We start from the raw sequence: 22,739 nt of genomic DNA, 5'->3' as shown, positions 1-22,739 counted from the left end.
AGAATTAGCCCCCTTCAGTGCTTCACGATGCTGGCCAAGGCGCGCGCAAGATCACACCCACTACCTACCGTCCGCACTACCGGCGGACCTGATCGGTCCGCCGGCGCCCTGCCCTTTATCGCGAAACAGAGGGCATTCCCTGCCGTTGGCCCTTCGCCGCCTCGAAACTCACCGGCAGCGTCCTGTCGGGATAGGCCTGCATCGCCATAACCTGGGACTGCGGCTGGACCGCGAACTGCATGTCGTCGGCGAGATAGGCGCGCACCAGGGTGCCCGGCGGAAGCTGCGCGCTGGTACCGTGAACGAGAAAACCGAGCGGCGAGGCAAACAATATCGTCGCAACCGACGTGATCGTGCCGCTGGTCCCTTCGTCGTTTGCCTGTCCGCTCAGCCGGACCGGGCCGCTCGGCGTGTCGATATAGAGCAGCCGGATCTCTAGCTTGCCTTTCTTGCCGAAATGCCCGTTGCGCTGCACCGCGGCGACTTCGGCCACCGCCACCGATCCAGCGGGGACGACGACTTGGCCGCGGTACGAGAGACTTTCCGCGACGTCGAGATAGAGGCGATCGCCTGGCTTGTTCACCTTTGTCGAGACCTGAGTGCGTGATCGCAGCGTCAGCGGCGTTCCCATCGGGAAGTACGACATCGGAACAGGCGTTCCGGTGACCGCAGCCGGCGCAGGCCAATAGACGAAGTTCTGCGCGGCGGCGGGTGTCGCGAGCATACCCAATGCTGTGGCAACGGATACGGCGCCCGCAAGTATAGATCCCGGCAGCCTCGGCCCTGTTGGTCTTGGCGCCGTCAGTCTTGGTGTTTTCACGATCGTCCCCCGAAATGTCGGGACCGGGCCTAACCGCGGATTCGTATCGATCCGCCGAAAATTAACGGTTTCCAAAGCGCTAATCGAGGGGAACTACCGTTAACCACCAGCCTCGCGCGCAAGACGTCGCAGTCGGTCAGGCGCACGACCCCGAGGGGTGTCTATTCAGCGATATCAGAAAGTAATGGCGGAGAGGGTGGGATTCGAACCCACGGTACCCTCGCGGGTACGCCGCATTTCGAGTGCGGTACGTTCGACCACTCTGCCACCTCTCCGCAGGTCATCCGAAGCTCTGCGAACAGCGCCTCCGATCGGTCGAAGCGCGGCCTCTAATGAAGTGACCGCAGCGATGCAAGAGGGTTTTGAGCGCTCCGGGCACCGCTCGACGCGTTTTCCTTGTGCAGCGCAAAACAGACCCTAAATTGGCGGATATGCCCCGACACGACAGTATCGCTCACGACATCACCGGCCCGCTTATTCCGGCCGAGGTGATCGCACCGCCGATCTCGCATGCGAATTTCTCGATCGGCGACGTCGTGCGGCACCGGCTGTTCGATTTCCGCGGGGTGATCTTCGACGTCGATCCGGTGTTTGCGAACAGCGACGAATGGTATGCGGCGATTCCCGAGGACATTCGTCCGCGGAAGGACCAGCCGTTCTACCACCTGCTCGCGGAGAACATGGAGTCGAGCTACGTCGCCTATGTCAGCCAGCAGAACCTGGTGCCCGACGATAGCGACGAGCCGGTCGACCATCCGGCGATCGACGGGTTGTTCAGCGAATATGCGGATGGTCGGTACGCGCTGCGGCAGGTTCATCGGCACTAAGGAGCGAATCGAATCTTCGTCATGCCGGACTTGTTCCGGCATTACTGGTCTGCTTGATCATCGGCGGTCGATTCGCTGCGCGGTGGACTCCGGAACAAGTCCGGGCTGATGGAGTGGCGGTGATTGCCCTACCTCAACCACCCCTTTCCGCCCCTTCGCGGTTGACAACTCTCCCCCCCTCGCTTAGCTGCCCGGCTTCTCCCGGCGGACCCTGCGTTCGTGGGGTACACGTATTTGGAAAGTGACAAGGGCCATGTTCGCAGTCGTGCGCACGGGCGGCAAGCAGTATCGCGTCGCCGCCGGAGATAAGATCGTCATCGAGAAGATCGAGGGCGATGCAGGTGCGTCGGTGACGCTGGGTGACGTTCTGCTGGCGGGCGAAGGCTCCGAGCTGCGGTCCGTCGAGGGCTTCGTCGTCGCTGCAGAGATCATCGCGCAGGCGAAGGCGGACAAGGTCATCGTCTTCAAGAAGCGTCGTCGTCATAACTATCGTCGTAAGAACGGCCATCGCCAGCAGCATACGATCCTGAAGATCGTGTCGGTCGGCGGCCAGACTGCAAAGAGCAACGAGGGCGACACCGCCCCGGCCGCTCAGGCATAAGGAGTAGCTTCAGATGGCACATAAGAAAGCAGGCGGCTCTTCGCGCAACGGTCGCGATTCGGCCGGTCGTCGCCTCGGCGTCAAGAAGTTCGGTGGCCAGGCGTGCGTCGCCGGCAACATTCTCGTGCGTCAGCGCGGGACGAAGTTCTACCCGGGCACGAACGTCGGTATTGGTACCGACCATACGCTGTTCGCGCTGGTCGATGGCCGCGTCGTGTTCAGCCAGGGCAAACTCGGACGCAAGTTCTGCTCGGTCGAGCTGGCAGCGAACGACGTCGGCCAAGATGCTGGCGACATGGCAGCCGCAGCCGAATAACATCGGGTAACCATCCGGGTTGCCCACCAGGGTGACCCGGGTTGCGAAAGCGAACCTGAACAAGGGAGACGGGTCACCCCGGCTCCCTTTTTTATTGCTCCCTCCCCCCTCGCCTGTCGCTGCCGTGTCATCCGGACATGGTATTCGTCAGGCGCGATGCGTGAAGGAGAGAGCCGTGTTCGCGCGCACCAAGAGACTGACATTGCGGCCGGGTTGGCCGGAAGATGCGCCTGCGTTGGCGCGGGCGATCGGCCACGAGTCGGTGGTCGCCAAGCTGGCGCGTGCGCCCTGGCCGTATGCGCTGGGCGATGCCCAGGCGTTTCTCTCGGAGTCGCGTGGGCCGCACGAGCCGCGATTCCTGATCGAGACCATGGAGACCGGTGCGCCGCGACTCGTCGGTGGGATCGGACTTCAGGTTGCCGAATCGGGCCATGAACTCGGCTATTGGCTGACGCCGGATGCCTGGGGGCGCGGGTATGCTACCGAGGCTGGTGAAGCCGTGGTGGCGATGGCGCGGCATGCGCTGGGCCTGCACCGGCTGGATGCTTTTCATTTCGTGGACAACCCGGCGTCGGGGCGCGTGCTGGCCAAGCTCGGGTTTCGGCCTACGGGGCGGGTCGAGCCGCGGACGTCGCGGGGGCGGGGTGGCGAGGCGCCTGCAGTGATGTTCGAGCTGGATCTGGATGACGACCGATGTGCGCCGATGCCGCTCGCGGCGTGATTCGCAGCACCGTCGCCGCATAATCAAACGCCACCCCGGCGAAGGCCGGGGCCCAGTTGGAAAGGTCGCAGTAACGGAGCGATGTACTCCGTTTAGCAACGTTCCCCAATTGGGCCCCGGCCTTCGCCGGGGTGGTGCCTCAGTTTATGTGGGTAGCCCCTCAGCACTAGCTGTTCCCCCGCGAAGGCGGGGGGCCAGGAATCACGGGCCGTGCCGTTTGGTATCCTGGGCTCCCGCCTTCGCGGGAGAACTAGGACGTAAGAGGGAAGCTTGGAGTCCGAGGCTCAGGCCACGGCCACAACCCGCTTAGCAACCGGCAACACCGCCGCCTCATACTCGCTCTCCGCCAAGCCGATCAGCGCGCGATCGTCGTGCTTCCACGGATGGAACCCCGGCAGGAAATACGCGGCCCAGACGCCCGCGATCTTCCGCGCCATCCCCGGGTTGCCGAACGCGTACCACGCCATCCGCGCCCACACCTTCGGTCCGGTCAGCCCGTCCTGCCGCAACAGTTCCGCCATCCCCTGTGCGCGTCCCGTGAAGAACCGCCACGTCGTGATCAGCATCACCAGCGACTTCACCCGCCAGCGCGTGAAGCGTGGCCAGTCCCGCGTTGCGTGCAGCCACGTGTCGTAGGCGACGCCCTTGTGCTCGATCTCCTCGGCGGCATGCCACAGCCACAGTGCCGCCGCCTGCTGGTCCCCGCCCGCAAGGTGCTTCGGATTCGCGATCAGTTCGTGCGCCAGCATCGCGGTGAAATGCTCGAGCGCGGTGGTGGCGGCGAGGCTCGCGATCTCCGGGCGCCCCTTGGTCAGCGCCAGTGCTGCGTCGACATCCACGATCAATGGCGCGACGTCATAGCCCTGGTCGGTGACGTGGCGGTTGAACGCAACGTGCTCACGGGTGTGGATCACCTCCTGCTTGATGAAGGCGTTGATCTCGGCGTGGAGTTTCGGCGGCGTGCCCTCGCGAAACTTGCGCACGCTGTCGACGAAATAGCCCTCGCCCTTCGGAAACGTCACCGACAGCGCATTGTAGAACGCGGTCGCTACGGAATCGTCGTTCAGCCACCAGCGGCGTATCGCGGCACCGCGGCCGAAGCGGCGGTCGCGCGGGGTGATCGTCAGATCGGCAGGCGTGGTTGCTTTCGCCACGGAAACCTCCAAACAGGAATGAACACTCGTTACTTACATTGATGTAAATAGGTTTCCCGGTCCGTGACGTCAACTCCGCGCAAGCGACTCTCCCCCACCGAATCGCGTGAAGCCGCCGTCGAGGCTGCGCGAGCCCTGCTCGTGGAGAGCGGCCCCAGCGCCGTCACGCTTAAGGCCGTGGCAGGTCGCGTCGGACGGACACACGCCAATCTGCTCCACCATTTCGGCTCGGCGGAGGCGCTGCATACCGCGCTGATCACGCGGATGGCGGCGGATATCGTCGGCACTATAGGTGCAGCGGTTCTGCGCGTGCGGGCGGGCGAGCTCGACCCTCGCGAGGTCGTCGAGATGACCTTCGACGCGTTCGGCAAGGGCGGCGCGGGGGCGCTGGCGAGCTGGATGATCCTGTCGGGCAATACCAATGCGCTCGATCCGATCCTGACCGCGATCCACGACCTCGTCGACGAGCTGGCGGAGGGCGATATGCCCGGCGACCAGCCGATCCAGGAGCAGACGTTGACGTTGGTGCTGATGGCGCTCGGCGATGCGTTGATGGGGGCACCGATGGCGCGCGCGCTGGGGCTGCCGGTCGGCAAGGCACGCGAACTCGCGCTCGACGCACTGCTCGCGAGCAAGGACGCCGCCGCCCCTGCCCGCTGCTGAGCGCATCGGTTCGGGGCTCGAATCGCGAGGCGAGCCGCAGAGGGTGGAGATTTTCGCCAATTTCGCTATGGGGCGGCGATGCATTTTCTAGACCAAGCCAAGATCTACGTACGTTCGGGCGAGGGCGGCCCCGGTGCCGTCAGCTTCCGCCGCGAGAAATATATCGAATATGGCGGCCCCGACGGCGGCAATGGCGGCAAGGGCGGCGACATCGTGTTCGAATGCATCGCCGGCCTGAACACGCTGATCGACTTCCGCTACACGCAGCATTTCCGTGCACCCCGCGGCTCGGGCGGATCGGGTTCGAACCGCACCGGCGCGGGCGGCAAGGACCTCGTCATCCGCGTTCCGCTCGGCACGCAGGTGCTGTCGGAGGACAAGGAAGAGGTGCTGATCGACTTCACCGAGGTCAGCCAGCGCGAAGTGCTGTTCCGCGGTGGCGATGGCGGGCGCGGCAACGCGAGCTACAAGACGTCGACCAACCGCACCCCGCGCCAGCACGGCACCGGCTGGCCGTTCGGCGAGGCGTGGGTCTGGCTGCGGCTGAAGCTGCTCGCCGATGCGGGTCTGGTCGGGCTGCCGAATGCGGGCAAGTCGACCTTCATCAACCAGGTGACGAACGCGCAGGCCAAGGTCGGCGAATATGCCTTTACCACCACCCGCCCGCAGCTGGGCGTGGTGCGCCACAAGCAGCGCGAGTTCGTGGTCGCGGATATTCCGGGGCTGATCCAGGGTGCGGCCGAGGGTGCGGGGATCGGCGACCGGTTCCTGGGGCATATCGAGCGGTGCCGGGTGCTGCTGCATCTGGTCGATGCGAACGACCGTGACGTGGCCGAATCGTACCGGATCGTGCGCGACGAGCTGGAGAATTACGGCGAGGGGCTCACCGACAAGAAGGTGATCGTCGCGCTGAACAAGATCGACATGCTCGATCCGGAGCTGATCGCGGCGTTGTCGGCGGAGCTGGCCGAGGCGAGCGGTGCCGAGGTGATGGCGATTTCGGGGGCTAGCGGCGCCGGTATCGAAGCGGTGCTGGACCAGCTGATCGAGGCGATCGGGCCGGCTCCGGGCGCGGCGAAGGAACTGGAAGAAGGCGAAGTGCCGGTCGCATGGTCGCCGCTCTGACGTCTTGCTTAGCCCTCTCCCCTGCGGGGAGAGGGTTGGGTGAGGGGCTGTTCCGGGTGGAGCACTGCTTGGCAGCCCCTCACCCCGGCCCTCTCCCCGACGGGGAGAGGGAGCAGTGATGTTTTTACCTTCGTCTTGCCCCCGGCTGATCGTGAAGATTGGTTCGGCGTTGCTGGTCGACCCCGATGGGAGCGTTCGGCGGGAGTGGCTGACCGGGCTTGTCGCGGACATCGCCGCCCGGACTAGCGCCGGGCAGCAGGTCGCCATCGTATCGTCCGGCGCGATCGCGCTCGGCGCGCGTCGTCTCGGCCTACCCAAGGGCGGTCGCGCCAGCCTTGAAGACGCGCAGGCCGCCGCGGCGACCGGCCAGATCGCGCTCAGCCAGGTCTGGGCCGAGCTGCTCGCAGCGCAAAGCCTTACTGCCGCGCAGATGCTCGTCACGCTCGACGACCTGGAGGATCGCCGCCGCTATCTCAACGCCGCGGCCACGCTCAACCGGCTGTTGTCGCTGAAGGTCGTGCCGGTCATCAACGAGAACGACAGCGTCGCGACCGAGGAAATCCGGTTCGGGGACAATGACCGTCTTGCCGCCCGCGTTGCGCAAGCCGCCGGCGCGCAGGGCGTGATCCTGCTGTCCGACGTCGACGGGCTCTACACCGCCAACCCGCATGCCGATCCGTCCGCGACTCATATTGCCAGCGTGGGTCGGATCGATGCGGTTGCGGGGATGGCGGATGACGGGTCGGGCTCGGGGATGGGTTCGGGTGGGATGGCCTCGAAAATTGCTGCGGCGCGGATCGCGACGGGTGCGGGCATTCCGCTGGCGATCGCTTCAGGGCGGATCGAGTATCCGCTGTCCACCCCTGCCCGCCACACGATCTTTACTGCCGAGCGGACTGCGTCTGCACGGAAGGCCTGGCTGGCGGGTGGGCTGACCGCGAAGGGGGCGATCCATGTCGATGCGGGGGCCGCGGCAGCGCTCGGCCAGGGGCGGAGCTTGCTCGCCACTGGCGCGACTCGGATCGATGGGGTTTTCTCTCGCGGCGATCTGGTGACGATCGAAGGGCCTGCTGGGACTGTCGCGCGGGGTCTTGCGGAGTATGATGCGGCGGATACCGCGCGCCTCCTCGGTCGACATAGCGACGATCATCCGGCGATCCTTGGGTACGCTCCGAGATCCGCGCTGGTGCACCGCAATCATCTGGCGCTCATATGATGGGCCGGGCCTTGTTCACCCGCGAAGGCGGGTGCCCAGACTGGGCACCCGCCTTCGCGGGTGAACAAGCTTCTGTCTGGGGAATGGGCTCATGATTCTCGCGATCACTGGCGGCACCGGGTTCGTCGGCAGCCATCTGATCGACCACGCGCTGGAGACCGGGCACACCGTCCGTGCGCTCGCGCGGAAGCCGCAGGCAAAGCGCATCGGCGTGACCTGGATCGAAGGCGCGCTGGATCGCCCGAAGAGCCTCGCGACCTTGGTCGAAGGCGCGGACGTGGTGATCCACGTCGCCGGTGTCGTCAATGCGCCCGACCGCGCAGGCTTTGGCAAGGGCAACGTGGCCGGCACCGAAGGCATCCTCCAGACGACGCGGGCGGCCGGCATCCGCCGATTCGTCCACGTCTCCTCGCTGGCCGCGCGCGAGCCGACGCTGTCGAACTATGGCTGGTCGAAGGCCGAAGCGGAGACGCGTGTGCAGACGTCGGGGCTGGACTGGACGATCGTCCGCCCGCCCGCGATATTCGGCCCGCGCGACCACGAGCTGCTCGACGTCTTCAAGGCGGCACGGTCCGGCTACATCCCGATGCCCCCCGCCGGCACGCGCGTTTCGTTGCTGTATGTCGAGGACCTGACCGCGCTGCTGCTCGCGCTTGCCGAGAGTGACGATGCGCCGTCGATCATGGAGCCCGACGACGGGGTGCCGAACGGCTGGGACAACCGCGATTTCGCGCGCGCGATCGGCGTGGCCGTGGGCAAGCCGGTCAAGGTCTTCTCGACGCCCCGCGCGCTCCTGAAACTGGCGTCCGCCGCCGACCGGCTCGTTCGCCGTCGCAAGGCGAAGCTCACACGCGACCGGGTGGGCTATTTCTGCCACCCCGACTGGGTCTCGCACAAGCCGCCGCCGGCCGCACTGTGGACGCCGTCCGTCCCGACACCGCAGGCGCTCGCGCAAACCGCGGCGTGGTATCGCGCCGCCGGGCTGCTATAGCGCCGAAAAGCCGCCGCAATTCCCTGTCAGGACTGCGCCGACACCGAAGGGATTATCATGAGCGACCGCCAGCAGATCTACGACACCGTCACCGCGCAGATCGAGCCGTTCAACAAGAAGGGCGTCGCTCTCGCCGATGCGACGACGTTCCAGGGCGACCTGGAGTGGGACAGCCTGACCGTCATGGATTTCGTCGCGGCGATCGAGGACGAATTCGACATCATCATCACGATGAACATGCAGGCCGAGATCGAGACGGTCGGCCAGCTGGTCGATGCGGTCGCGAAGTTGAAGCAGAACTGAAAAACACCGTTCGTCCCGAGTAGCCATCGAGCTTGTCGAGATGGCGTATCGAAGGACATGTACCTCGATACGGGCTCTCGGCTTCGCTCGATCCCTACTCGGCACGAACGGCATAGACCGACACATTCCAACCTCATGGAATCCGATATGACCGAAGCCGCCACCACTGCCCACGCCCTCCCCGTCGACGCTCCGGAGGTCGCCCCGAAACGCGACCTCATGTCGAAATTCGACGCGCTGATCGCCGAACGCGAGGCGCTGATCGCCAGTGGCGTGCGCAATCCGTTCGCGATCGTGATGGACGAGGTGAAGGGGCCGACGCAGGCGGTGATCCGCGGCAAGGACACGATCCTGCTCGGCACGTACAACTACATGGGCATGACGTTCGACCCCGACGTCATCCAGGCGGGCAAGGACGCGCTCGACGCGTTCGGGTCGGGCACCAACGGCAGCCGGATGCTCAACGGCACGTTCCACGACCATATCGACGTCGAGCAGGCGCTCCGCGAATTCTACGACATGACCGGCGCGATCGTGTTCTCGACCGGGTACATGGCCAATCTCGGGATCATCTCGACGCTCGCCGGCAAGGGCGAATACGTCATCCTCGACGCCGACAGCCACGCCTCGATCTACGACGGCTGCAAGCAGGGCAATGCCGAGATCGTCCGCTTCCGCCACAACGACGTCACCGATCTCGACAAACGTCTCGGCCGCCTGCCCAAGGAAGCCGGCAAGCTGGTGGTGCTGGAGGGCGTCTATTCGATGCTCGGCGACATCGCCCCGCTGAAGGAGATGGTCGCGGTCGCCAAGAAGCACGGCTGCATGGTGCTGGTCGACGAGGCGCATTCGATGGGGTTCTTCGGCCCCAACGGGCGCGGCGTGTACGAGGAGATGGGGCTTACCGACGAGGTCGATTTCGTCGTGGGGACGTTCTCGAAGTCGGTCGGCACGGTCGGCGGGTTCGTCGTGTCGAACCATCCGAAGTTCGAGATGGTGCGGTTCGCGTGCCGTCCGTACATCTTCACCGCGTCGTTGCCGCCGTCGGTGGTCGCCACCGCGGCGACCTCGATCCGCAAACTGATGACCGCACACGACAAGCGCGCGCAGCTCTGGAAGAACGCGCGCCGGCTGCATGGCGGGCTCAAGGCGATGGGCTTCAAGCTCGGCACCGAGACGTCCGACTCGGCGATCATCGCGGTGATCCTCACCGACCAGGAACAGGCGATTGCGATCTGGCAGTCGCTGCTCGAGGGCGGTCTGTACGTCAACATGGCGCGCCCGCCTGCGACTCCGGCGGGGACGTTCCTGCTGCGGTGTTCGCTGTGCGCTGAACATACCGACGAGCAGATCACGACGATCCTCGGGATGTTCGAGACCGCTGGCCGCGCCGTCGGCGTGATCGGCTGACGCTTTCCTCCTCCCGCGGGGAGGAGGAAACATCCGTGAAATGTTCGATCCGTACCGGCATTCCAGGTCATTGCGTGTGGGCAACGACGCGTTAGGATGCCGGCCGTGACGCAAGACGAGGTCGAGACTGCGGCCCAGGGGGGCGGGGCGAAGTGGCGGCTGGCCATGCTGGTCGTAATGGGCCTGCTCGGCGCGGCTGTGCTCGTCGCGCTGATCGTGACGCTCGGCCACGCCAACCGCCAACGCGACCGCGCGCTCGAACTCCAGGCGCACAGCTATGATGTGATGATCCTTGCGCGGACGCTGTCAGGGACGATCGCGCGGTCGGAGGCGTCGCTGGGGCGCTATGTCATCAGCGGCGACAAGCAACTGGGCCAGCTGTACTTCGACGAATGGCTACTTGCGGGGACGCAGATCGACCGGCTCGACCGGATCACCAACGACAATGCCGAGCAGCAACCGCGGGTCGACCGGCTCCGGGCCGCCTATGATTCGCGCGGCCGGGAACTGTCGCTGACCGCGCTCAACACGAGCTACGGGAAGAATGGCCAAGCCTTCGCGCGCTATTATCAGGCGCGGAAATCGCCGACGCTCGCCGAGATCAACACGACTCTCGACACGTTGATCGCCGGCGAGCGCGCGTTGCTCGACGACCGGACGGCAGCAGCGATGGGCTCGGTCGAGCGGTCTAGCTGGGTAGCGGGCGTGCTTGCCATCTTTGGCGTGCTGATCGTGCTGGGCGCAATCGTGCTTGGCTGGTTCACGATCCGCGCGGTCGGCGATCGGGCGACCGCGCTGGCCGATGCCGAACTGGAGCGCGAGCGCGCCGACGAGCTGACCACCGCGGTCGCCGCCGCCACCGCCGAACTGCGCGTGCAGGAGGCCAAGCTGCGCCAGATCCAGAAGATGGAGGCGGTCGGGCAACTGACCGGCGGGATCGCGCACGACTTCAACAACATGCTGGCGGTGGTGCTGGGCGGTCTCGAACTCGCGCGGCGCAATCTCGCGAGCGATCCGGCCAGCGTCCGCCGCCATATCGACAGCGCGACCGAGGGCGCGAACCGCGCGGCGGCGCTGACCCGCCGGCTGCTCGCCTTCAGTCGCGAAGATTCGTTGAAGGCGGAGACGATCGACGCCGCCGCGCTGGTCGCCGGGATGTCGGACCTGCTCGACCGCACCTTGGGGGACGCGATCACCGTCATCGTCCGCGACGATGCGGCGGGCGGGTGCGTCCGCGCCGACCGAGTCCAGCTGGAGAACGCGGTGCTGAACCTGGCGGTCAACGCGCGCGACGCAATGAACGGGCGCGGCACGCTGACCGTCGCGACCGGCACGACGATCTTGGCGGCGGAGCAGGTCGGGCGGTGCGCGGCGGGCGATTACGTCACGATCATGGTCGGCGACGATGGCTGCGGGATGGCGCCCGACGTCGCCGAGCGCGTGTTCGAGCCGTTCTTCACCACGAAGGAGGTCGGCAAGGGCACCGGGCTGGGCCTCAGCCAGATCTTCGCGCTGGTCCAGCAGTTGCACGGCGAAGTCGGCATCGTCTCCGCACCGGGCGAAGGGACGACCGTCACGCTGTATCTCCCGCGCGCTGCCGAGCTCGTCGCCCTCCCCCTGCCGACCGTCCCGATCGCGATGGTCGAGCCGATCGCGCCGACGATGCCCGAGACGTTGCAGATCCTGGTGGTCGAGGACGATCCGCGCGTGCTGGCCGCGACGACCGGCGCGCTGGAGGAAATCGGGCATCACCCGATCGCGTGCGACGATCCGCTCGCGGCGCCCGCGCTGCTGGCGGCGAACCCGGGGATCGGGCTGATCATCTCCGACGTGCTGATGCCGCGCCAGACCGGGCCGGAGATGATCGCTGCGCTCTCGCCGCTCTATCCGCACGTCGCGGTGCTGTTCGTCACGGGGTTTGCCGGCGAGGTGAACGTCGCGCAGTTCGGCGGGCACGAGGTGTTGCGTAAACCCTTCACACTCAACGGGCTGGAGCGTGCGGTCACGACGGCGATGGGCACGGAGCGCCGAGAGACGAACCACCCGATCGCCGCGGAATGATCGTTCACTGATCCGTTGCGATTGAGGATGACGCCTCGCGCGTGCGCCCCTATACCCGCGCGACCCAGCATACCGAGCCCAACCCGCGCATGAAATCCATCGACCGCTATATGGCCCGGCTGATCGCGGTGCCGCTCTTTTCGACGCTGCTGATCGCCGTCATGCTGTTCGTGCTCGATCGCATGCTCGGGCTGTTCAATTTCGTCGCGACGCAAGGCGGCCCGATCAGCGTCGTGTGGCGGATGCTCGCCAATCTGCTGCCCGAATATCTGGGCTTGGGCATTCCGATCGGGCTGATGCTCGGCATCCTGCTCGCGTTCCGCCGGCTGTCGACTTCGTCCGAGCTCGACGTGCTGCGCGGCGTCGGGATGAGCTACAATCGTCTGCTGCGCGTGCCGTATATGTACACGATTGCGCTGGCGCTGCTGAACCTCGCGATCGTCGGCTATGTCCAGCCGATCGCGCGCTATTATTACGAAGGCTTGCGGTTCGAACTGCGCACCGGTGCGCTCGGTGCGTCGATCAAGGTCGGCGAGTTCACCAATCTCGGCAGCAAGATGACGCTGCGGATCGAGGAGAGCAAGGACAAGGGCCGCGAGCTGTCGGGCATCTTCGTCCACGCACAGAGCCCGAACGGCGACTGGCTGGGTGTGACCGCGGAGAAGGGCAAGTTCCTCGCGACCGACGATCCCAACGTCATCATCTTCCGCCTCGCCAACGGTACGCTCGTCCACAACCGGCCCGAGTTCAAGACGCCGCGCGTGCTGACCTTCACCAGCCACGACCTGCCGATCAACCTGCCCAAGTTCGAGAGCTTCCGCGTCCGAGGCGGGCGCAACCTCGAATACACGCTGCCCGAACTCGCCAAGCAGGGTCAGCGTGGCGCGACTCTGGAGCAACGCGATGGCAGCAGGTCGGAGTTCCACTTCCGCCTTGCCGAAGTCGCGACGATGTTCCTGTTGCCGCTGCTCGCGCTCGCGCTCGGGGTGCCGCCTAAGCGATCCTCGTCCGCGCTCGGCGTGTTCCTGTCGATCGTGATGATCGTCACCTATCACAAGGTGAACCAGTACGCGGCGGACGTCGGCGAACTCGGGCGGATCGATCCGATCATCGCGCTGTGGGTGCCGTTCACGATCTTCGCCGGGCTGATCCTGTGGATGTACTACACGATCGCCTATGTCCCCGGCGGGCAACCGATCGGTGCGCTCGAACGCGTCTTCTCGAAGACTTTCAAGGCGATCACCAAGCGCATCCCGGGCTTCCGTAAGAGCAAGGCCGCATGAACCTGATCAGCTTCTTCCCGTCGCGGACGGTCGCGATCTACATGGGACGGATGTTCCTGGTGCGGACGTTCGCGGTGCTCGCCGCGCTCGTGCTGGTACTCCAGGCGCTCGACCTGCTGAGCAACTCCGGCGACATCCTCGCCTATCCCGGCAATGGCGATTCACAGGTCTGGCAATATGTCGCGTTGCGCGTGCCGCAGATCGTGTCGCGGTTCCTGCCCTTCTCCGTGCTGCTCGGGACGATCCTGACGCTGATCACGATGAACCAGAACAGCGAGATCGTCGCGCTCAAGGGCTCCGGCCTTTCCGCGCATCAGGTGCTTGCCCCGTTGCTGGTGGCGAGCCTCGGCGTGGCGGTGATCAGTTTCGCGTTCAACGACCGGGTGGTAGCGCGATCGACCGCGACGCTGAACCAGTGGCAGAAGGTCAATTATGGCCCGCTGCCGATCGATCGCGGCGACCGCGCGAACGTGTGGGTGCGCGACGGCGACGACCTGATCGAGGTCGCGCAGATCCGCGGGCGCGGTGACGCCACGCGGCTTGGCGGCATCACGCTGTACGATCGCACCGGCGGCAACCTCGTCGCGATCCTGCGCGCGGATCACGGCAGGCGCGTCGCGAACGGCTGGGAGGTGAGCCCTGCGACCCGGTTCGACGTGAAGAGCGGCACCGTCCGCTCCTTGGGCGCCGTGGTGATCGCGAAGGACGTGCGGCCGGACCAGTTCACGCTGGCGAGCGTCGATGCGGACGGACTGTCGTTCGGCGCGCTGAAGGCGGCGATCGCCGACCTGTCCGACGCGGGGCGGCCGACCAAGGCGCTCGAAGGATCGTTGTGGCACAAGCTGTCGGGGCCGTTGTCGTCGGTGCTGATGCCGCTGCTGGGCGCGGTCGCGGCGTTCGGGATCGCGCGATCGGGCAAGCTGTTCGTGCGCGCGGTGATCGGCATGGGCCTTGGCTTCGCGTTCTTCGTCGCGGACAATTTCGCGCTCGCGATGGGCAATCTCGGCGCCTACCCGCCGTTCCTTGCCGCCTGGGCGCCGTTCCTGCTGTTCTTCTTCATCGGCGAGGCGGTGCTGATCCGGTCGGAGGAATAGGGCGCAGGGGATCGATGGCACCCTTTCACCTCACCGCCCCCGTCCCTATCTGCTGGTCCGAACAACCCTCGGAGCCAGCATGAAATATCTCCACACGATGATCCGCGTGACCGACCCGGCGAAGACGATCGCGTTCTTCGAGACGCTGGGCCTGAAGGAGGTCCGCCGGACGGAGAACGAGAAGGGTCGCTTCACGCTGATCTTCCTGTCGGTCCCCGGCGATGAGGGTGCCGAGGTCGAACTGACGCACAATTGGGATCCCGAGGAGTATGGCGAAGGCCGCAATTTCGGGCACCTCGCCTACCGCGTCGACAACATCTACGACACCTGCCAGCGGCTGATGAATTCGGGCGTGACGATCAACCGGCCTCCGCGCGACGGCCACATGGCGTTCGTCCGGACGCCCGACAACATCTCGATCGAGCTGTTGCAGGCCGATCGTCCGCTCGATCCCGCCGAGCCGTGGGCGTCGATGCCGAACACTGGCAAGTGGTGACCTGCTGATGCTTGATATCGTCCGCGTCCCCGTCCTCTCCGACAATTACGCCTGGCTGATCCACGACACCGTCTCGGGCGAGACGGTGGTGGTCGATCCGGGCGAGGCGGGGCCGGTGATCGCCGCCGCGAAGAAGCGCGACTGGCGGATCGACCGGGTGTGGACGACGCACTGGCATCCCGATCACACTGGCGGCAATGCCGAGATGAAGGCGTATGGCGCCACCGTCGTCGGACCGGCGGCGGAAGCGGACAAGATCCCGACGCTCGACGAGCAGGTTGGTGAAGGCGATGTCGTCCGTCTTGGGGCGCACGAGGCGACCGTGATGACCGTGCCGGGGCATACGCAGGGGCATATCGCGTTCCATTTCGCCGACGACGCAGCGATCTTCACTGGCGACACGCTGTTCGCGATGGGCTGTGGGCGGCTGTTCGAGGGCACGCCGGCGGACATGTTTGCGAACATGCAACGATACGCGACGCTTTCGGACGAGACCGAGGTGTTCTGCGGGCACGAATATACGCAGAGCAACGGGCGGTACGCGCTGGTTGCCGAGCCGGACAATGCGGACATCGTCGCGCGGATGGTCGAGGTCGACGCGGCGCGCGCGAAGGGTGAGCCTACCGTGCCGACGACGATCGGGCGCGAGCGGGCGACCAACCCGTTCCTGCGGGCGACGTCGGTCGAACAGCTTGCCGGCTATCGTGCGGCGAAGGATGCGTTTCGCGGATAAAGGGCGCATGAGGGCGGTGGGGATTTTGAGGAGCGTTGCGATGCGAATGCGAACCCTGTCACTCTTGATATTGCCGGCCGTCATGCTCGGTGCCTGCACGCAGACCCAGGCGGAGGTCGAGCGCGCGCAGGTCCGCGAGGCTGGCGTGCAAGAGAAGCTGGCGAAGGAGCTCGCCGGGCTGGTACCGGGCAAGCCTGAATCGTGCATCAGCCAGTTCCCGCAGAAGCAGAGCTCGGGCTACGGCGCGACGATCCTGTACCGGGTGAATCGCGGGCTCGTCTATCGGAGCGACACCATGGGTGGCTGCGAGGGGATCGCGCGCGGCGATATCCTGGTGACGCGGACGCCAAGCGGGCAGCTGTGCCGCGGCGATATCGCGCAGACGTTCGACCAGACCTCGCGCTTTCCGACCGGGAGTTGCAGCTTCGGCGACTTCGTGCCGTATCGGAAGCCATGATGCGCGCGGTGCTCCTCGCAGCGTTGGCGCTGCCGCTTCTCGCTGGCCGATCGGACCCGCTTGAGGGACGTATCGCAGGCGCGCCGGTGCGGTGCATCGACCTTCAACAGCTCAACGGGCCCGAGATCGTCGATTCGCAGACGATCCTGTATCGCCAATCGGGCAAGCGGATCTGGAAGACGGGGCCGGTCGGGGAGTGTGCTTCGCTTCGGCCGCTCGATACGTTGATCGTCGATGTCTATGGCGGGCAATTATGTCGGAATGACCGGTTTCGGACGGTGTCCGGGGGTATGTCGATTCCGTCGGGATATTGCCGGTTTCGCGATTTCACGCCGTACGACAAGGTGAAGTAGAGGCGTCCCACGCTACACACTCGCCACCCCGGCGGAGGCCGGGGCCCAGTTGGGGGACGATGATGGCGCAAGATAGCGCTCCGTTACAACGACCTTTCCAACTGGGCCCCGGCCTTCGCCGGGGTGGTAGAAGTAAGGCCGAACGTCGCCCCCCTCCGTCATCCTGACGAAAGGGCGGGAGGGCTCAGTCCTCGAATACCGCCGCCCGCTTTTCCATGTTCGCGCGGACCTGTTCGATCTGGTTAGGCGTGCGGATGACCTTCAGCTGCTCTTCGGTTTCCGCGTGCAGCACCGCCACCGCATCGGCATCCGCCGCGAGGTTGTAGAGTGCCTTCGATCCGCGGATCGCGTGGGGATTCCTTCCCGCGATCTCGCGGGCGAGCATCATCGCCTCGCCGAGCGGGTCGTCCGACAGCCGCGTGACGAAGCCGTGCCGTAGTGCCTCCGCGCCATCGAACTCACGGGCGGTGTAGGTAAGTTCGCGCAGCACGTCGTCGCGGGCTAGCGTGCGCCATAACGCGATGCCGGCCATGTCGGGGACCAGGCCCCAGTACGTCTCGCGGATCGCGAAGCGGGCTTGCGGGTGGGCGATGCGGATGTCGGCACCGGACATGATCTGGAAGCCGCCGCCGAACGCGACGCCGTGGACTGCGGCGATCACCGGCATCGGCAAGGTGCGCCAGCCCCAGGCGACCTGCTGGACGAGGTTCGCGCCTTCCGCCGTCCGGTCGCCTAGCGCCAGCCCGGAACCGCCGCTCGCCATCGAGGCCATGTCGAGACCGGCGCAGAACGCCTTGCCCTCGCCGGATAGAACAACGCAGCGGACGTCGGTCCTGCCCTTAAGTTGGTCGATCGCGGCGGCGATGCCCTCGAACATCGCCGGGTCGATCGCGTTCATCTTGTCGACGCGCGCGAGGCGGACGTCGGCGATGCCGTCCGTGACGGTAATGGTGACCCGGTCGTTCATAGTGGCGATCCTCTCGATCTTTGCGCGAACGCTAACCGCGCCTGTGCCCGCCCGCAATGTTGCGTGCGGCCACCCGGCGTGTAGAGGCGGGCAATGGCTGGTTTTGATCCACAATGGTTTGCGACGCGCGGGTTCGGCGGGCACGGCGCCGCGCTGGGGATGCGCTATCACGCGCATGGCGACGACTGGGCGGAGCTTGCGCTGCCCTATGACGAACGGCTGATCGGCGACCGTGCGAGCGGCGTGATCGCGTCGGGGCCGATCATCACGATGATGGACATGGCGACGAGTCTTGCCATCTGGATCAAGCGGAATGCATTCGTGCCGCACGCGACGCTCGACCTTCGCGTCGATTATCTGCGGCCGGCGACGCCGGGAAAGACGGTGATCGGGCGCGGCGAATGCTACCGGATCACCCGGTCGATCGCGTTCGTGCGGGGGCAGGCGCATGACGGCGATCCGGGCGATCCGCTGGCGCATGTCGCGGGGACGTTCATGGTGGTGGGCGATGTCGCTGGCATGGGTCTCGACAGGAGGATCGAGGCGTGACGATCGGTTTGCCTCCCTATGCGGAGATTCTACGCGTGTCGGTCGAAGCCGAGGACGGTGCGCCGCCGGTATTGCTGATGCCGTTTGCCGATGACGTGCTCGGCCGGCCGGGGTTTCTGCATGGTGGTGCGATCTCGGGGTTGCTGGAGATGGCGGCGATCGCGGCTTTGCAGCATGCGTTGGAGGCTGAGGGTGGCGGGCGGATCAAGCCGGTGAACGTCACGGTCGATTTCATGCGGGGTGGTCGGGATAAGCCGACGCGGGCGGCGGGCGTCGTGACGCGGTTGGGAAACCGGGTTGCGAATGTCGAGGCGACCGCGTGGCAGGACGAGCGCGATAAGCCGATTGCCGCAGCCCGAATGAATTACCTGATCGTGCGCGACTGATCTTCCTCCCCTCCCGCAAGCGGGAGGGGACCGAGGGGTGGGCACGCGGCTTCCGCGTGGGCTGACGTTAATGTGACGAGTGCGCAGACTGCGACGTCAGCAATCGAGGTGCGCGCGTGCCCACCCCTAGCCCCTCCCGCTTGCGGGAGGGGGATCTTGGTGCGCCCTACCTCGCGGTCAGTTTTATCAGGCGGCCTTGCGAGTCGCCGCCGTCTTCCAGCACCCAGATCGCGCCGTCGGGGCCTTGCTCGACCTCGCGGATGCGCGCGCCCATGTCCCATTGGTCGCCCTTGGCCGCGTTCGTGCCGGTCAAGTGCACGCGGACGAGGGACTTCGACGACAACCCGCCGATGAACGCGTCGCCCTTCCATTGCGGGAACATGCTGCCCGAATAGATCATCAGGCCGCCGGGGGAGATCACCGGGTTCCAGAACACCTTGGGCGGCTCATAGCCGTCGCCGGGCTTGTGATCGGGGATATCCGAGCCGTCGTAATTGCTGCCGTTCGAGGCGTTGGGCCAGCCATAGTTGAGGCCGGGCTTGATGAGGTTGACCTCGTCGCCGCCCTTGGGGCCCATCTCCTGCTCCCAGAGATTGCCCTGCGCGTCGAACGCGATGCCGAGCAGGTTGCGGTGGCCGTAGCTCCAGATTTCGGGGGCGAAGCCCTTTGCGACGAGCGGGTTGCCGGGGGCGGGCTTGCCGTCGAGCGTGAGGCGCAGCACCTTGCCGAGCGTCATCTTGGGGTCCTGCGCGGGGGTGAACTTCTGGCGCTCGCCGTTAGTGAAGAACAGATATTTGCCGTCGGGCGAGAACGCAATGCGGCCGGAATAATGGCCGTTGCCCTCGACGAACGGCCGCGCGCTGAACAGCGCCTCGATCTCGCCGAGACGCGTGCCACCGCCGCCATCCGGACGCAGGCGACCGCGCGCGAGCACAACGCCCTTGCCGCCCTCGCCTGCGGTCGAATAGCTGAAATACACGCGCTGGCTGGTCGCGAAGTCGGGCGCGAGGACGACGTCCATCAAGCCGCCCTGCCCTGCCGAATCGACCGTGAGCGTCGCGACGGTCTGGCGCGACTTGCCGTCGGCGGAGACCAGCAGCATCTGGCCCTTCTTCTCGGTGACCAGCATGCGCTTGTCGGGCAGAAACGTCATGGCCCAGGGCGATTCGAAATCGGCGACCACCATCTCCTTGAACGGCTTCCCCGCCGCTGCCGGTTGCGCGGAACAGGCGGTCGAGGCGAGCAGCGTGGTTGTCAGCAACCCAGTGGCGAACAGCGTTTTGCGAATCATGATCTTCTCCCGGAAATCCCTGCGCTAACGCAGCGTACTAAACGAAGGTTGCTCCCGCTTGCGAACGGGCGCCACCCCGCGTATAGAGGCACCACTTCTCTACATCGCCAGATGAAGAGGCTGCGGGGCTTGCTCCGCGGCGGCAATCACCTGTGCTTTGGCCCTGTTTGGAATTTCGATGGCGAATATCGCCCTGCTGACCGACCTGATCGAACCCGAGGCGACGGCGCTCGGCCTCAGCCTCGTGCGCGTGCGCATGCAGGGCGGCAAGTCCGATCCGACGTTGCAGGTGATGGCCGAGCGCCCCGACACCCGCCAGCTGGTGATCGAGGACTGCGCCGAGCTGTCGCGCCGGATCTCGGACAAGTTCGACGCGCTCGAGGCCGAGGGCAAGGATCCGGTCGGCGAGGACGCGTATCGTCTCGAAGTGTCGAGCCCCGGTATCGATCGCCCGCTGACCCGGCTCCAGGACTTTGCCGACTGGGAAGGCCAGGAAGCGCGTATTCGTCTCGTCGAGCCGTTCGAGGATCGCAAGCAGATCTCGGGCAATTTGATGGGCGTCGAGGGGACGAAGATCACCGTCGACGTCAACAAGCACAAGCTCATGACGATCGACTTTTCGCAGGTCGCCGACGCCAAGCTCGTCATGACCGACCGTCTCATCGCCGCGACCGCGCCGCTTTCGATCGAAGGCGCGGACGAGGTTTTCTATCAAGATACGCCCACCGATGAGCCCGATGCTCACGAGGCCGACACCGAAGAAGGACAGCATTGATGGCCACGGCAGTCACCGCAAACCGCGCGGAACTGATCGCGATCGCGAATTCGGTCGCGTCGGAGAAGATGATCGACAAGGCGATCGTGATCGAGGCGATGGAGGACGCGATCCAGCGCGCCGCTCGCTCGCGCTACGGCGCCGAGAACGACATTCGCGCGAAGCTCGATCCGAACACCGGCGATCTGCGCTTGTGGCGCGTCGTCGAAGTGGTCGAGGCGGTTGACGATTATTTCAAGCAGGTCGACGTCAAGGGCGCGCAGAAGCTCCAGAAGGACGCGGCGCTCGGCGACTTCATCGTCGATCCGCTGCCTCCGATCGAGTTCGGCCGCATCGCCGCGCAGGCTGCCAAGCAGGTCATCTTCCAGAAGGTCCGCGACGCCGAGCGCGAGCGCCAGTTCGAAGAGTATAAGGATCGCGCGGGCGAGATCATCACCGGCGTCGTCAAGCGCGTCGAGTTCGGCCATGTCGTCGTCGACTTGGGCCGTGCGGAAGGCGTGATCCGCCGCGACGCGCAGATCCCGCGCGAAGTGGTGCGCGTCAACGACCGCATCCGTTCGCTGATCCTGAACGTCCGCCGCGAGAACCGTGGGCCGCAGATCTTCCTCAGCCGCGCGCATCCCGACTTCATGAAGAAGCTGTTCGCGCAGGAAGTGCCCGAGATCTACGACGGCATCATCGAGATCAAGGCCGCAGCCCGCGATCCGGGTTCGCGCGCGAAGATCGGCGTCATTTCGCATGATTCGAGCATCGATCCGGTCGGCGCGTGCGTCGGCATGAAGGGTAGCCGCGTTCAAGCCGTCGTGCAGGAAATGCAGGGCGAGAAGATCGACATCATTCCGTGGTCGCCCGACATCGCGACCTTCGTCGTCAATGCGTTGCAGCCGGCATCCGTGTCGCGCGTCGTGATCGACGAGGAAGAAGAGCGCATCGAGGTGGTCGTTCCCGATGATCAGTTGTCGTTGGCAATCGGCCGTCGTGGCCAGAACGTGCGGCTTGCGTCGCAGCTGACCGGCAAGGCGATCGACATCCTCACCGAGGCGGATGCGTCCGAGAAGCGCCAGAAGGACTTCGTCGAGCGCTCGGCGATGTTCGAGAAGGAGCTCGACGTCGACGAGACGCTCGCGCAGCTGCTGGTCGCCGAAGGGTTCACGAACCTCGAAGAGGTCGCGTACGTCGAGGTCGAGGAGATCGCCGGCATCGAGGGCTTCGACGAGGACCTCGCGGGCGAGTTGCAGAACCGCGCGACCGAGGCGCTCGAGCGTCGCGACGCCGCGAGCCGCGAAGAGCGTACCGCGCTCGGCGTCGAGGACGCGCTGGCCGGCATGCCGTATCTCAACGAAGCGATGCTGGTCACGCTCGGCAAGGCGGGCATCAAGACGCTCGACGACCTCGCCGATCTCGCCACCGACGAGCTGGTCGAGAAGAAGCGCGTCGAGCCGCGTCGTCGCAATGAAGATGCGCCGAAGCGTCCTGAGCCCAAGGGCGGGATTCTCGCGGAATATGGCCTGAGCGACGAGCAGGGCAACGAGATCATCATGGCGGCGCGTGCGCACTGGTTCGAGGACGAGGCGCCTGAGGCCGAGGCTGACGACGTCGAGGCGGACGAGACTCCGGTGGAAGAGGCTTCGGCTGATGACGCTGTAGTCGAGCACGCTGCGACTGAAGAGACTACCGCCGACGAAGCCGTGGCTGAGGACGCTTCGGCGGACGACGCTTCGGTCGAGGACGCTTCGGTTGAAGACGCGGCGGACAAGACCGACACGAAGAGCGAGGGCGACAAGGCCTGATGCCCTTCGTCAGCATCCGCATCTCGGGGTCCGCCACCAAGGACCAGAAGTCCGGCATCGTCGCCGACGTCACCCAGTCGCTCGTGCAGCGGCTGGGAAAGAACCCGGCTGCGGTGCAGATCGTGATCGAAGAGGTCTCGACCGAGAATTACGGCGCGGGTGGGCAGCTACTGGTCGACCGCGACGCAGCGAAGACTCCGGCGCAGGAGGACGCACATGCGGAACCCTCCCGATGAGGCGCTAGGCGCTACCGAAACCCTGCCTTCCTCCCCTCCCGCAAGCGGGAGGGGACCGAGGGGTGGGCGCCCGGCTTCGGCCAAGGGCGACGCTTCGGCCAAGTCTCACGCGTCCAAGGCC

26 protein-coding genes and 1 tRNA gene are annotated in these 22,739 nt (G+C 65.8%); 22 read left to right on the top strand and 5 right to left on the bottom strand.

All coding sequences use genetic code 11. The features are described from left to right. Positions 1 to 115: 115 nt before the first annotated feature. A complete protein-coding gene (locus IFR23_RS16785) occupies positions 116 to 724 on the bottom strand; it encodes a hypothetical protein (RefSeq protein ID WP_192976872.1) in 609 nt (202 codons plus the stop codon). Between the two features lie 281 nt (positions 725 to 1,005). After that, positions 1,006 to 1,095: transfer RNA gene (locus tag IFR23_RS16780), tRNA-Ser, on the bottom strand. Between the two features lie 156 nt (positions 1,096 to 1,251). Between IFR23_RS16780 and hspQ the strand changes: the two genes are divergently transcribed. The 4 genes from hspQ to IFR23_RS16760 all read left to right on the top strand — a co-directional run bounded on the left by hspQ (position 1,252) and on the right by IFR23_RS16760 (position 3,285). Continuing rightward, positions 1,252 to 1,647, top strand: coding sequence for a heat shock protein HspQ (hspQ, locus tag IFR23_RS16775; protein ID WP_056055845.1), 396 nt, complete (start codon positions 1,252 to 1,254; stop codon positions 1,645 to 1,647). 253 nt (positions 1,648 to 1,900) lie between these two features. Beyond that, positions 1,901 to 2,248: a 50S ribosomal protein L21 gene (rplU, locus tag IFR23_RS16770; protein WP_107963253.1), complete on the top strand. Its 348-nt coding sequence runs from the start codon at positions 1,901 to 1,903 to the stop codon at positions 2,246 to 2,248. A 13-nt stretch (positions 2,249 to 2,261) separates the two neighbouring features. Then, a complete protein-coding gene (gene rpmA, locus IFR23_RS16765; RefSeq protein WP_060527420.1) occupies positions 2,262 to 2,564 on the top strand; it encodes a 50S ribosomal protein L27 in 303 nt (100 codons plus the stop codon). Positions 2,565 to 2,739: 175 nt separating this feature from the next. Continuing rightward, positions 2,740 to 3,285, top strand: coding sequence for a GNAT family N-acetyltransferase (locus IFR23_RS16760; RefSeq protein ID WP_342344985.1), 546 nt, complete (start codon positions 2,740 to 2,742; stop codon positions 3,283 to 3,285). A 284-nt stretch (positions 3,286 to 3,569) separates the two neighbouring features. On the opposite strand, the gene IFR23_RS16755 is transcribed toward IFR23_RS16760, so the two are convergent. Then, the gene (locus IFR23_RS16755) at positions 3,570 to 4,439 is read right to left on the bottom strand and encodes a metal-dependent hydrolase (protein WP_192976871.1); all 870 of its coding nucleotides are present in this window, start codon (positions 4,437 to 4,439) and stop codon (positions 3,570 to 3,572) included. Between the two features lie 63 nt (positions 4,440 to 4,502). On the opposite strand from IFR23_RS16755, the gene IFR23_RS16750 reads away from it, so the two are divergent. From IFR23_RS16750 to IFR23_RS16690, 13 genes are all read left to right on the top strand, one after another. Next, on the top strand, positions 4,503 to 5,102 hold the full coding sequence (locus IFR23_RS16750; RefSeq protein WP_056055838.1) for a TetR/AcrR family transcriptional regulator: 600 nt from the start codon (positions 4,503 to 4,505) through the stop codon (positions 5,100 to 5,102). Between the two features lie 78 nt (positions 5,103 to 5,180). Then, positions 5,181 to 6,227: a GTPase ObgE gene (gene obgE / locus IFR23_RS16745; RefSeq protein WP_192976870.1), complete on the top strand. Its 1,047-nt coding sequence runs from the start codon at positions 5,181 to 5,183 to the stop codon at positions 6,225 to 6,227. A 118-nt stretch (positions 6,228 to 6,345) separates the two neighbouring features. After that, the gene (gene proB, locus IFR23_RS16740; RefSeq protein ID WP_192976869.1) at positions 6,346 to 7,443 is read left to right on the top strand and encodes a glutamate 5-kinase; all 1,098 of its coding nucleotides are present in this window, start codon (positions 6,346 to 6,348) and stop codon (positions 7,441 to 7,443) included. Positions 7,444 to 7,534: 91 nt separating this feature from the next. Next, positions 7,535 to 8,434: an NAD-dependent epimerase/dehydratase family protein gene (locus IFR23_RS16735; protein ID WP_192976868.1), complete on the top strand. Its 900-nt coding sequence runs from the start codon at positions 7,535 to 7,537 to the stop codon at positions 8,432 to 8,434. Positions 8,435 to 8,491: 57 nt separating this feature from the next. Next, on the top strand, positions 8,492 to 8,737 hold the full coding sequence (locus IFR23_RS16730) for an acyl carrier protein (RefSeq protein ID WP_107963249.1): 246 nt from the start codon (positions 8,492 to 8,494) through the stop codon (positions 8,735 to 8,737). A gap of 147 nt (positions 8,738 to 8,884) precedes the next feature. Next, positions 8,885 to 10,147, top strand: coding sequence for a serine palmitoyltransferase (gene spt / locus IFR23_RS16725; RefSeq protein ID WP_192976867.1), 1,263 nt, complete (start codon positions 8,885 to 8,887; stop codon positions 10,145 to 10,147). 165 nt (positions 10,148 to 10,312) lie between these two features. Next, on the top strand, positions 10,313 to 12,208 hold the full coding sequence (locus tag IFR23_RS16720; RefSeq protein ID WP_244655747.1) for an ATP-binding protein: 1,896 nt from the start codon (positions 10,313 to 10,315) through the stop codon (positions 12,206 to 12,208). A gap of 89 nt (positions 12,209 to 12,297) precedes the next feature. Further along, positions 12,298 to 13,491, top strand: coding sequence for an LPS export ABC transporter permease LptF (gene lptF / locus IFR23_RS16715; RefSeq protein ID WP_181321191.1), 1,194 nt, complete (start codon positions 12,298 to 12,300; stop codon positions 13,489 to 13,491). Continuing rightward, the gene (gene lptG, locus IFR23_RS16710; protein ID WP_192976865.1) at positions 13,488 to 14,585 is read left to right on the top strand and encodes an LPS export ABC transporter permease LptG; all 1,098 of its coding nucleotides are present in this window, start codon (positions 13,488 to 13,490) and stop codon (positions 14,583 to 14,585) included. Before lptF ends, lptG begins: the two co-directional genes overlap by 4 nt. A gap of 79 nt (positions 14,586 to 14,664) precedes the next feature. Then, entirely contained in the window at positions 14,665 to 15,081 is a 417-nt protein-coding gene (locus IFR23_RS16705; RefSeq protein WP_192976864.1) for a VOC family protein, read from the top strand. Positions 15,082 to 15,088: 7 nt separating this feature from the next. Then, on the top strand, positions 15,089 to 15,814 hold the full coding sequence (gloB, locus tag IFR23_RS16700; protein WP_192976863.1) for a hydroxyacylglutathione hydrolase: 726 nt from the start codon (positions 15,089 to 15,091) through the stop codon (positions 15,812 to 15,814). A gap of 40 nt (positions 15,815 to 15,854) precedes the next feature. Continuing rightward, positions 15,855 to 16,271 carry a hypothetical protein gene (locus tag IFR23_RS16695; protein ID WP_244655743.1) on the top strand — a complete coding sequence of 139 codons (417 nt, stop codon included), beginning with the start codon at positions 15,855 to 15,857 and terminating at the stop codon, positions 16,269 to 16,271. Beyond that, positions 16,271 to 16,624 carry a hypothetical protein gene (locus IFR23_RS16690; RefSeq protein WP_192976862.1) on the top strand — a complete coding sequence of 118 codons (354 nt, stop codon included), beginning with the start codon at positions 16,271 to 16,273 and terminating at the stop codon, positions 16,622 to 16,624. Before IFR23_RS16695 ends, IFR23_RS16690 begins: the two co-directional genes overlap by 1 nt. Before the next feature lie 184 nt (positions 16,625 to 16,808). Here the strand turns inward: IFR23_RS16690 and IFR23_RS16685 are convergent, their stop codons facing one another. After that, positions 16,809 to 17,591, bottom strand: a complete 783-nt coding sequence (locus tag IFR23_RS16685; protein WP_192976861.1) for a crotonase/enoyl-CoA hydratase family protein — start codon at positions 17,589 to 17,591, stop codon at positions 16,809 to 16,811. Between the two features lie 93 nt (positions 17,592 to 17,684). Between IFR23_RS16685 and IFR23_RS16680 the strand changes: the two genes are divergently transcribed. Next, positions 17,685 to 18,140 carry a PaaI family thioesterase gene (locus IFR23_RS16680; RefSeq protein WP_192976860.1) on the top strand — a complete coding sequence of 152 codons (456 nt, stop codon included), beginning with the start codon at positions 17,685 to 17,687 and terminating at the stop codon, positions 18,138 to 18,140. 2 nt (positions 18,141 to 18,142) lie between these two features. Beyond that, the gene (locus tag IFR23_RS16675) at positions 18,143 to 18,526 is read left to right on the top strand and encodes a hotdog fold thioesterase (protein ID WP_192976893.1); all 384 of its coding nucleotides are present in this window, start codon (positions 18,143 to 18,145) and stop codon (positions 18,524 to 18,526) included. Positions 18,527 to 18,692: 166 nt separating this feature from the next. Here IFR23_RS16675 and IFR23_RS16670 read toward each other — a convergent pair whose 3' ends face one another. After that, the gene (locus tag IFR23_RS16670) at positions 18,693 to 19,817 is read right to left on the bottom strand and encodes a PQQ-dependent sugar dehydrogenase (protein WP_192976859.1); all 1,125 of its coding nucleotides are present in this window, start codon (positions 19,815 to 19,817) and stop codon (positions 18,693 to 18,695) included. A gap of 178 nt (positions 19,818 to 19,995) precedes the next feature. Here IFR23_RS16670 and rimP point away from each other — a divergent pair, with 178 nt between their 5' ends. The 3 genes from rimP to IFR23_RS16655 are packed head-to-tail and all read left to right on the top strand — an operon-like array spanning position 19,996 to position 22,618. Next, entirely contained in the window at positions 19,996 to 20,592 is a 597-nt protein-coding gene (gene rimP, locus IFR23_RS16665; protein WP_056051561.1) for a ribosome maturation protein RimP, read from the top strand. Then, complete coding sequence (gene nusA / locus IFR23_RS16660) at positions 20,592 to 22,382, top strand: transcription termination factor NusA (protein WP_192976858.1); 1,791 nt, start codon at positions 20,592 to 20,594, stop codon at positions 22,380 to 22,382. Before rimP ends, nusA begins: the two co-directional genes overlap by 1 nt. Continuing rightward, positions 22,382 to 22,618, top strand: a complete 237-nt coding sequence (locus tag IFR23_RS16655) for a tautomerase family protein (RefSeq protein WP_132735838.1) — start codon at positions 22,382 to 22,384, stop codon at positions 22,616 to 22,618. The genes nusA and IFR23_RS16655 overlap by 1 nt, the downstream gene beginning before the upstream one ends. Positions 22,619 to 22,739: the final 121 nt, after the last annotated feature.

Source organism: Sphingomonas sp. CFBP 13603, assembly GCF_014892665.1.
Lineage (GTDB): Bacteria > Pseudomonadota > Alphaproteobacteria > Sphingomonadales > Sphingomonadaceae > Sphingomonas.
The sequence above is the reverse complement of the archived record's forward strand: the minus strand, read 5'-3'. Positions and strand labels throughout refer to the sequence as shown.